Origin of the sequence: Methylobacterium trifolii, assembly GCF_022179685.1 — a bacterium.
Lineage (GTDB): Bacteria > Pseudomonadota > Alphaproteobacteria > Rhizobiales > Beijerinckiaceae > Methylobacterium > Methylobacterium trifolii.
Genome location: NZ_BPRB01000348.1, coordinates 1 through 7,727 on the forward strand (window position 1 = coordinate 1; position 7,727 = coordinate 7,727).

8 protein-coding genes are annotated in these 7,727 nt (G+C 70.7%); 7 read left to right on the forward strand and 1 reads right to left on the reverse strand.

What is annotated here, in order from left to right; translation table 11 throughout:
• Positions 1 to 315: 315 nt before the first annotated feature.
• Both COGEMETH_RS24130 and COGEMETH_RS24135 read left to right on the forward strand, forming a co-directional pair.
• The gene (locus COGEMETH_RS24130; RefSeq protein ID WP_238185214.1) at positions 316 to 1,053 is read left to right on the forward strand and encodes a class I SAM-dependent methyltransferase; all 738 of its coding nucleotides are present in this window, start codon (positions 316 to 318) and stop codon (positions 1,051 to 1,053) included.
• Positions 1,054 to 1,146: 93 nt separating this feature from the next.
• The gene (locus tag COGEMETH_RS24135; protein ID WP_238185215.1) at positions 1,147 to 1,491 is read left to right on the forward strand and encodes a hypothetical protein; all 345 of its coding nucleotides are present in this window, start codon (positions 1,147 to 1,149) and stop codon (positions 1,489 to 1,491) included.
• Between the two features lie 80 nt (positions 1,492 to 1,571).
• On the opposite strand, the gene COGEMETH_RS24140 is transcribed toward COGEMETH_RS24135, so the two are convergent.
• A complete protein-coding gene (locus COGEMETH_RS24140; RefSeq protein ID WP_238185216.1) occupies positions 1,572 to 3,140 on the reverse strand; it encodes a GMC oxidoreductase in 1,569 nt (522 codons plus the stop codon).
• A gap of 248 nt (positions 3,141 to 3,388) precedes the next feature.
• On the opposite strand from COGEMETH_RS24140, the gene COGEMETH_RS24145 reads away from it, so the two are divergent.
• From COGEMETH_RS24145 to COGEMETH_RS24165, 5 genes are all read left to right on the forward strand, one after another.
• Positions 3,389 to 3,874, forward strand: a complete 486-nt coding sequence (locus COGEMETH_RS24145) for a DoxX family protein (RefSeq protein ID WP_238185217.1) — start codon at positions 3,389 to 3,391, stop codon at positions 3,872 to 3,874.
• A gap of 127 nt (positions 3,875 to 4,001) precedes the next feature.
• A complete protein-coding gene (locus COGEMETH_RS24150; protein WP_238185218.1) occupies positions 4,002 to 4,451 on the forward strand; it encodes a cupin domain-containing protein in 450 nt (149 codons plus the stop codon).
• Positions 4,452 to 4,463: 12 nt separating this feature from the next.
• Positions 4,464 to 5,366 (forward strand): SMP-30/gluconolactonase/LRE family protein, encoded by a 903-nt coding sequence (locus COGEMETH_RS24155; protein ID WP_238185219.1) that lies wholly within the window; start codon positions 4,464 to 4,466, stop codon positions 5,364 to 5,366.
• Positions 5,363 to 6,259, forward strand: a complete 897-nt coding sequence (locus COGEMETH_RS24160; RefSeq protein WP_238185220.1) for a VOC family protein — start codon at positions 5,363 to 5,365, stop codon at positions 6,257 to 6,259. The genes COGEMETH_RS24155 and COGEMETH_RS24160 overlap by 4 nt, the downstream gene beginning before the upstream one ends.
• A gap of 108 nt (positions 6,260 to 6,367) precedes the next feature.
• Positions 6,368 to 7,357, forward strand: a complete 990-nt coding sequence (locus COGEMETH_RS24165; protein WP_238185221.1) for a catalase family peroxidase — start codon at positions 6,368 to 6,370, stop codon at positions 7,355 to 7,357.
• Positions 7,358 to 7,727 lie beyond the last annotated feature (370 nt).

The following is a 7,727-nucleotide window of genomic DNA, read 5'->3' on the forward strand; positions in this document are numbered from 1 at the left end:
CCCGGGGCGATGACGGCTGCAGCCATCGACGCGGGCACCGCCCCGCCGCCCGGACCCGACCGGTCAGCCACCGGGCGGGCCCCCTGAAGCAGCCCCGGATCACTCCGTGGCCGCCCGGCGGCAGGTGGCGGCCATTGAGCACAAAGCAGGAACATTGTCAAGGATAATCGGCTTCTCGTCCCATCTGCCGGGGGATCGGCGCGGCTAGGCAGGGCCGCGATCCGCATGCGAGAACGGTGGGCCGGCCAGCGCCGCCTCCCTGCCGACCGGCCGCGGAATGCAGCAGCAGGGGGCAAGGGAAGAGCGGCGGCGGCGATGGCGCAGTTCCACTTCGTCGAGGATTACGAGCGGCACGTCCGCCGGCTGATGCGCAAGCACCCGATCGACGAGGCCATGAGCCTGGCCGTGGGCGGGAGCTACGCGGAGATCGGCGGGGTCGAGTGCGAGATCCTGCTGCATGCCGGGTTGCAGCCGGGGCAGAGCGTGGTGGATTTCGGCTGCGGCAGCGGGCGCCTGGCCGCCGCGCTCGGGCAACGGCTCGCAGTCGAGTATCTCGGCATCGACGTGGTCCAGGCGCTCCTCGACTACGCCCGCAGCAAGAGCCCGCCCCATTACCGCTTCCGGGTGAGCCGGACCCTCGCCCTGCCGGTGGAGACGGCCTCCGTCGACATGGTCTGCGCCTTCAGCGTCTTCACCCACCTGCTGCAGACCGAGACCTACCTCTACCTCGAGGAGATGCTGCGCTGCCTCAAGCCCGGCGGGACGGTGGTCTGCTCCTTCCTCGAACTCGCCGCGCCCAACGCCTGGCACGCCTTCCACGAGACGGTGCAGCAGCAGCGGACCAGCCAGGTGCCAAACCTGAACATGTTCCTGGAGCGCAGCCAGATCGAGGTCTTCATCCAGAAGCTCAGGTCCGGCGGCTACATCTACGAATCGGTCGGCTTCCTCGACCCCACGGCCGCCCCCTGGCCCTCCGGCCACGCCCTCGGACAGACGGTCGCCATCCTGCGCAAGGGCGTGGCACCGGCGCCGATGCGGCACCTGGAGCTGTGAGCGAAGCGGACCGATCGTCCCCGCTTGTGACCGGGGCCGTCGAACCGCTATCCGTCTGAGACGTTCCCAGCTTCGATGAAGAGAGGATTCGACATGAAGGCGTTCCTAGCCGTGGCGATGACGGGCCTGAGCCTGATCGCCCCGATGAATCTGGCGTCGGCCCAATCCTACGGCGGCCGCGACTACGGGTACGGGGACCGGGACTACAGGAGCCGGGACCGGGATTACGGCAGCGACCGGGACTACCGCGGCCGGGGGCGCGACGACGACGACGATCGCGGCTCGCGCCGGAGCCGGGCCGATTCCGCGTTCGACGAGCGCGAGTACCTGCGCTGCAACCCCGACGTCCGCAAGGCGATCGTGAACGGCCAGATGGAATCGGCCATCGCCCACTACCGCACCTTCGGCCGCCGCGAGGGCCGACGCCTGAGCTGCTGAGCTAAGGCGGATGACGGGTCCGGCCGGTACGAGGCCGGGCCTTTCATGCGGGTATCGGGCTTTCGCGCGCCCGATCGCCCCTACCGCAGCCGCTCCGCCAGGTGGTCGGCCACCCGCAGGGCGTTGGCGACGATGGTCAGCGTCGGGTTCACCGCCCCGATGGAGGGGAAGAAGCTCGCATCGGTGACGTAGAGGTTGTCGAGGTCGTGCGCCTTGCAGGTCAGGTCGAGGACGCTCGCCTTCGGGTCGGTGCCGAAGCGGAGCGTCCCGGCTTGGTGGGCGGTGCCGGAGAGCGGGATGTTCTTGCCGAGGTAGAGGGAGCGCTCGAACAGGTAGGTGTAGGCGCCTCCCAGCTCCAGCAGGTCCGAGAGCTTGCCCCGCAGGCGGTCGTGCGCCTCGCGGTTCGACTCCGTCACGTCGAGGATCACGCGCCCGTCCTGCCTGAGGGAGACGCGGTTGTCGGGGTGCGGCAGGTCCTCGCTCTGGAGCCAGAAGTCCATGGAGTGGCGCGCCACCATGTCGAAGGGGGCGTTGGGCAGGAAGCCGGTCCATTTCGGGAACTCCTCCCCGCGGATCTGGTCCGGGTGCGTCTTGGCGCACATCTGGATCAGGCCCATCGGGTAGTCCCAGTCCTTCGACTCGAAGTAGAAGTCGGAGAGCGCCAGGGTCTTCTGGAAGACGGTGTCGTTGACCTCCTTCGAGAGCGCCATCAGCACCGACATGGTGTGGCGCATGTAGTTGCGCCCGACCTGATCCGAGCCGTTGGCGAGCCCGTTCGGATGCGCCGCGCTGTGGGAGCGCAGCAGCAGCAGCGCCGAGGACAAGGCCCCACAGGCCACCACGACGATGTCGGCGCAGTAGCGCTCCTCCCGCCCCTCGCGGGTGACGTGGACCGCGGTGACCGTGCGGCCGGCGGCATCCGTCTCCAGCGTCGAGACGTAGGCGCCGACGAGCAGCGTGACGTTGTCATGCCGGGCGAGCGTCGGGTCCACGGTCATCACCTGCGCGTCGGCCTTGCCGTTGAGCAGGCAGGGGAATCCGTCGAAGGCGTCGCAGCGGATGCAGATGCTGGTGGGCGTCGGGCGGCCCGCCCGTTCGTCGAGCTTGATCCCCAAGGGCAGGTGGTAGGGATGCAGGCCCGCCTTCGCCCAGTCGTCGGACAGCTTCTGGATGCGCGGCTCGTGGCTGACGGCGGGATGGTCGTAGGGGCCGCTCGACCAGGGCTCGTTCGGGTCCTCGCCGCGGTTGCCGTGGACGGCAAACAGCGTCTCGGCCTGGGCGTAGTAGGGCTCGAACTCACTGTACGAGACCGGCCAGGCCGGCGAGACGCCGTCGACGTGGCGCACGGCCTCGAAGTCGCGCTCGCGCATCCGCAGCAGGGCCGCGCCGTAGACCTTGGAATTGCCGCCGACATAGTAGTGCAGGGCCGGGCTGAACGGCCTGCCGTCGCCGCCGTACCAGGTCTCCCGCGCCTGGTAGGCCCCGTCCACGAACACGGCCTTGGCGTTCCAGTTGTCCTGGGAGCGGGGCAGGTAGTCGCCGCGCTCCAGGAGCAGGATGCGCTTGCCGGTGCCGGCCAGTCGCGCGGTCAGCGACCCGCCGCCGGGCCCCGAGCCGATGACGATGACGTCGTAATGGTCCTGCGGCATCGGCTTCTCTGCAGTGCGGAATCGGTCCAGGGACGCTCGGGCAACGTGAGCCCTCTGCCGGCGTTCCGCAAAGGGCCGGTCACGGGATCGCAGCCGCTGCATCGCAGCAAGAAGCATGGGTCGGGCCGCACGCGCTGCAACTGCCGGGGCGGGCGGACGTTAGGGATGGGATTCCTGTCCGCCCGCCGGGACCGTCCGCCGATGCCCTGCCCGCCCGATCGCCTGCCGCACGCCGGCCGGAGGCAGCCATGACTTGGTTCATAACCTGGCTCAACCTCGTCGCGGTGCCGCTCATCGCCAAGATCTGCCTCGTCTGCATGTTCCCGCCGAGCGCGCTGGACAAGGCGATGCACTGGGACGAGGCGATGGCGCAGGCCAGATCCGGCCCCCTGCCCTTCCCGGGCCTGCTGCTGGGCCTCGGCATCCTGATCGAGACGGTGACGCCGGTGCTGATCGTGACCGGCTGGTACGACCGGGCCGCGGCCTTCCTGCTGATGGGCTTCTGCGCCGTCACCGCCGTGATGTACCACCGCTTCTGGGAGTTTCCGGGCTTCTGGTCGAAGGGCGGCGAGGGCCGCGGGCATTTCTGGGACTTCTTCAAGAACTTCGGATTGGTCGGCGGATTGCTGCTGGTGGTGATCGGGGGCGCCTACGCGCCGGCCGAGGGGGTGATCGCCCACCCCCTGTCGTCGGGCCCCTACGCCGCGCCGCCGGCAGCCCCCGGGGACCGCTGAGATCGGACGGCGATGCGTCACCGCATCGCCGTCCGCCCCCGCGACTGCGGGGCGGCGGGCGTCCGCCGGGCGCGCCGGTTCCGACCCTCGGTCGGGACCGGCGCACCGAACTGTGAAAGGACTGAGCATGGCCGACAATCCCACGCCGACGATGCCCTACTGGCACGTCTACACCGATGCGGACGGCGTGAGCCGCCAGGAGTGCTTCGCTCTGTCCGCCTTCAAATTCGAGGGCGTGAACCCCGAGACGGCGCCGCAATGGAACGACAAGCAGGCGCCCGCCGAGGCCGGCGTCACCTTCACGGTGCTGCCGGTGGGCTGGGTCGGGGAGTGGCACGAGAACCCCAAGCCCCAGTGGATCGCGGTGCTGACCGGACGCTGGTTCGTCGAGACCATGGACGGCCACCGGGTCGAGATGGGGCCGGGTGAGCTGATGTTCGGGGAGGACCAGAACACCAAGGCGCGCGACGGCCGCAAGGGCCACCTCTCCGGCACGGTCGGGGACGCGCCCTGCACCATGATCGTCACCGGGCTCGACGTGAGGCCGACCGTGAACCAGCCCGGCCGCTTCAAGTAGGGTTTTGGCCGGATGGACGGTTTCGAGGTCACGCAGGCCGGGTTCAAGGCGTTCGTGCTGCCCAACGCCCCCCTGGAAACGCTCGCCGCGGGCTTCCGCTGGTGCGAGGGCCCGGTCTGGTTCGGAGACCGGGACGAATTGCTGTTCTCCGACCTGCCCAACGACCGGGTGATGCGCTGGAGCGAATCCGGCGGCCTGTCGGTGTTCCGCGCGGGCGGCGGCTTCGAGAACGGGCATGCCCGCGACCGGCAGGGGCGCCTGCTCGCCTGCTCGCACCGGCACCGGCGGATCACCCGGACCGAATGCGACGGGACCGTCACGACCCTGGCCGACCACCACGAGGGCCGGCGCCTGAATTCGCCCAACGACATCGTCTGCAAGTCGGACGGCACGATCTGGTTCACCGACCCGCCCTACGGCATCCAGACCGACTACGAGGGCGGCAAGCAGGCGGCGGAGCTTCCCGCCAACGTCTACCGCTTCGACCCGCGCGACGGCTCCCTACGGATCGCGGCCGGCGATTTCGAGGGCCCGAACGGCCTCTGCTTCTCGCCGGACGAGCGCCGCCTCTACGTCGCCGAGAGCGGCCTGCAATTCGCCGAGGCACCGCGCCGGCACATCCGCGTGTTCGACGTGGCGGAGGACGGCCGGCTGTCGGGCGGGGACGTGTTCCACACGGTCGAGCCGGGCTTCGCGGACGGTTTCCGCTGCGACACGGACGGCAACCTCTGGTCGAGCGCCGGCGACGGGGTGCACTGCATCGATCCGGGGGGCGAGCTGGTCGGCAAGGTCCTGGTGCCGTCCACCGTCTCGAACCTCGCCTTCGGCGGGCGCAACGGCAGCCGCCTGTTCCTCTGCGCCTCGCACACCCTCTATGCGATCTATCTGAACGTGCGGGGGGCGCGGCTGGTGTGAGCGCCCTTCACGCGATCAGCCGAACGGTGGGCGACCTCGCCCGCACGGAAGCCTTCTACCGCGACGGCCTCGGCTTCGGACGGATCGCCCCGCCCGAGCCCGTGCCGCCGCCGATGCTGGAGGCGCTGGGCCTGCCCGATGCCTCGGCAACGCGGCTGCGCATGGGGATCGGGGCGCAGATCGTGGAGTTCCTCGCCGTCGACCCAGCCGGCGCCCCGTACCCCGCCGAGCCGCTGGCGACCGACCCGTTCTTTCAGCACGTCGCCATCCCCGTGCGCGACATGGAGACGGCGATGGCGCGGCTGGGGGGCCTCGCGCCACGGCCGATCAGCCGGGGCGGCGCACAAAGACTCCCCGAGCGTTCGGGCGGCGTCACGGCCTTCAAGGCCCGCGACCCCGACGGGCACCCGTTCGAGTTGATCGTCTTTCCCGATGGACCTGCAGCCGCGCGCTGGGCTCAGGCGCCCGGCCTGTTCCTCGGCATCGACCATTCCGCCATCACCGTGACGGATCTCGACGCGGCCCTGGCATTCTTCGCCGGCGCCCTCGGCTTCTCGGTGGCGCAGCGCGGGCTGAACCGGGGACCCGAGCAGGGCCGCCTCGACGGCGTGCCCGACCCGGAGGTGGACGTGGTGGCCCTCGTTCCCCCCGGACGGAGCACGCCGCACCTGGAACTGCTGCATTACCGGCGGCCGGCAACGACCCGGCCGACGCCCGCCCCGTTCGGACCCCGGGACCGGGCGACGACCCGGCTGGTGCTCGCGGTCGGCGACGTGGCGGCCACAATCCGGGCGGTCGAGGCCGCCGGCTACCCCGTCACCGTATCGCGGGACGGTGGCACCGCCTACGCCGCCGGCCCGGACGGGCACGGGCTTTTGGTGGTGACCGGCTGAGGGCGGTCGAAAGGCGATGCGGCCGTTTCGAACGGCTCCAAACTGTGCGAAACCCTTCGTCCGGAGGGGGCGGGCACCGTCCGGTGCCCGCGCAGATCGGGAATCAGCATGCATCGCACCAGTATCCGCCACGTCCTGCTGGCCGGGTTCGCCCTCGTCCTGGCCGGGTCGGCCGCATCGGCCCAGGACGCCTCGACCGCCGAGCAGACGGTCGACGCGATGAACACCCTCTGGGGGAAGCATCCGGGCCAGCGGGCCAACCACGCCAAGGGCAGCGTGGTGGAGGCGAGCTTCACCCCGAGCGGCGAGGCCGCACGGATCAGCAAGGCCTCGGTGTTCGCAGGCCCCGCGGTGCCGGTCACGGTCCGGTTCTCGGACGCCACCGGCGTGCCGACCATCCCGGACGGCTCGGAGAACGCCAACCCGCACGGCCTGTCGCTGAAGTTCAAGCTCGCGGACGGCAGCGAGATGGACGTCGTCACCAACGCCCTGAAATTCTTCCCCGTCGCCACCGGCGAGGAGTTCCGCGATCTGCTCAAGGCGGTCTCGCAGAGCGGCCCCGGCGTCGGGCATCCCACGCCGATCGAGACCTTCGTGGCCGCCCACCCGGCCGCGGCCACGGCCGGCGCCACCGCCAAGACCCCGTCGAGCCTCGCCCGGCAGGTCTTCAACGGCGTCAACGCCTTCGTCTTCGTGGACAAGGACGGCAAGCGCCAGGCCTTCCGCTACCGCATCGTGCCGTCCGAGGGCGAGGAGCTTCTGAGCGCCGAGGCCGCCGCCAAGCAGGGGCCGGACTACCTGATGGAGGAGATCCGCACCCGCCTCGCCAAGGCGCCCGTGACCTACCGCATCCTGGCCCAGCTCGCCGAGGCCGGCGACCCGACCGACGACGCCACCAAGCCCTGGCCGGACGCGCGCCGCACCCTCGACCTCGGCACCCTGACCCTGACCAAGCCCGTGGCCGACAGCGCGAGCGCCGAGAAGGCGCTCCTGTTCATGCCGAACGCCCTGCCGGACGGCGTCGAGCCCTCGGACGACCCGCTGATCGACGCCCGCGTCCAGGCCTACGCGGTCTCCTTCGGCCGGCGCTCGCAGTAAAGACAGCCCCCGGCGCGGCTTCCCTCCCCCCTCTGCGGGGGAGGGTGGGCCTCGCGTGAGCGAGGGTCGGGAGAGGGGAGCGACGATGCCGGATACGGCGCCCCCTCTCCCGCAGAGGCTAGTCGATCTGCACAGTGCCAGCGGCCGGACAAGCCTTTGTTCCGCAACGCGTTTCCCCTCCCCCTTGTGGGGAGGGGTCAGGGGTGGGGGTGGTTCAGGATCGAGCGGTGCGGTACCGTCTGCACCACCCCCACCTCCGGCTCCTTCCCACAAGGGGGAGGAGAGGCCCGCACGCGGGCCGGGACATGTCCTGAAAGCGATCCGTGAATACGATAGCCCGCAGAGGGGGGAGGGAAACGCCCGTGCCGGG